This is a genomic window from Anaerolineae bacterium (assembly GCA_014360855.1).
Lineage (GTDB): Bacteria > Chloroflexota > Anaerolineae > JACIWP01 > JACIWP01 > JACIWP01.
Genome location: JACIWP010000406.1, coordinates 1 through 1,831, shown reverse-complemented (window position 1 = coordinate 1,831; position 1,831 = coordinate 1). Strand labels below are relative to the sequence as shown.

3 protein-coding genes are annotated in these 1,831 nt (G+C 59.7%); 1 reads left to right on the top strand and 2 read right to left on the bottom strand.

The window, feature by feature from the left end:
- Positions 1 to 258 (bottom strand): HTH domain-containing protein (locus tag H5T60_14545; GenBank protein MBC7243650.1); only part of this gene is annotated, 258 nt, incomplete at its 3' end.
- Positions 259 to 428: 170 nt separating this feature from the next.
- Positions 429 to 1,355 carry a response regulator gene (locus H5T60_14540; protein ID MBC7243649.1) on the bottom strand — a complete coding sequence of 309 codons (927 nt, stop codon included), beginning with the start codon at positions 1,353 to 1,355 and terminating at the stop codon, positions 429 to 431.
- Between the two features lie 227 nt (positions 1,356 to 1,582).
- Here H5T60_14540 and H5T60_14535 point away from each other — a divergent pair.
- Positions 1,583 to 1,831, top strand: a 249-nt coding sequence (locus H5T60_14535) for a molybdopterin molybdenumtransferase MoeA (protein MBC7243648.1), incomplete at its 3' end; no start/stop codon positions are given.

The following is a 1,831-nucleotide window of genomic DNA, read 5'->3' as shown; positions in this document are numbered from 1 at the left end:
CGCTTCCGTCAGCTCAAACCGCACCGGCGGAAGAATATATTTCGAATGCGGCAGAACCTTCCAGCGATGATTTTCCTCGATCAACGGCACTCGAAACGGCTCATCCTGCAAGTCCAGCAAATCCCGCTGGATGGTGCGTTGGGTGACCCCACAGCGATGGGCCAATTCCTGTGTGGTCAGGCCCTTGGGGGTGGCCATCAGCATATTGTAAATCAGGTTCAGACGCTGTGCCTTTTTGCTGACCAGAGTCTCCACCATCTCACAGCCTCCTGGGTGAGTGCTTGTCGGGCTGAATCTGCATGCACCGTAATGATACCACAACATAGCGACGAAATCTGTCGTCGCGACGGGCGAATTCGCCGGCCAGTAGTGTCCCAGCCGGCAGATCTCCTTCAGCGGCACCACCCCGCCGAACCCCCGCTCTTTTTTTACTTCGCACTATGTATATTATGTAGTAATCCCATAGGGGAACTTGACATAATGGGGAAATCAAGGGGAATCGCCGGCCCCCGCACTGCCTCCCGCACCTTCTCCAGTAGGGTCGACAGAGAAAACGGCTTCATAATCCACAGAGGCGTGCCCAGCGAACCCCATTCCGCGGATTGATCCAGGGGATAGCCCGTCATCACCAACACCGGACAGGAGAAACCGCCGGCCCGCAGCGCGGCAATCAACTCCGCACCGCCCATGCGCGGCATCACCATATCCGTGATCACCAGGTCCACGGCGCCGGCCAGTTCCTGAAGCTTTTCCAACGTTTCTACACCGTCCGCCGCCCACACCACCTCATAGCCGGCCGAGGCCAACGCCTGCCGGCAAATCTCCCGTACCCGCTCATCATCCTCCACCAGCAGGATGCGCTCCCCATGCCCACACACCCGCGCCATGTCTGCATGCGATTCTTTCTTTATGTCGAGAGGGCCGATGACGGTCAGCTCCGGCAAGTACACCGTAAAGGTGCTCCCCCGTCCCACCTGGCTCTCCACGCCGATATAGCCGCCGTGCTGTTGGACGATGCCGTACACCTGGGAAAGGCCCAGGCCCGTGCCCTTGCCGGCGCCCTTGGTGGTGAAGAACGGCTCGAAAATGTGCGGCAGATGCTCCGGCGCGATGCCGCATCCCGTGTCCTCTAGCTGGAGCAGGATCCAGGAGCCGGCCCGCATGCCCGGCCACGGCGGCGGGTCGAAGCGCGGGTCAAATGTGCGGCGCATGACGCGCATCCACAGCGTGCCGCCGCGAGGCATGGCGTCGCGCGCGTTGACGGCCAGATTGGTCACCACTTGTTGGAGGCTGGTCGGGTCAGCCTCCAGCTCCCTCCGCCATTCGGCACTCCATCCATTAAACCATATATGCATGGGAAAATCAAGGCTACAATGGTAGGAATGGCGGAGAAACCTCGTGCATGTAATACGCCAGAGGCTGAAGCCGCGGCTCCAATGATAGCGGCCGTCTATTCGAACACCCTGGGGTCATGCGATGCTGTTGACGTCCTGCCAGAAATATGTACAATATGCCTCGCCGGAAAATGCCCATGCCTGGGCGTATTCATAAGGAGTGTGCCATGGCAGGACTGGTGGAGAAAATGTTATCGGTGGAAGAGGCCCTGGAGCGAGTGTTATCGCTGGTGCGCCCTCTTCCCCTGGAAGAGGTTCCGATACTTGATGCGCTGGATCGTGTGCTGGGGGAGGATATCGTTTCGGATATCAACATTCCTCCTTTTCAGAATTCCGCCATGGATGGCTATGCGGTGCGTTCTGCGGATGTGGCGGATGCCTCGCCGGCCAACCCCGTGCGTTTGCGCGTCATCGGGGACCTGGCCGCCGGCTACGCG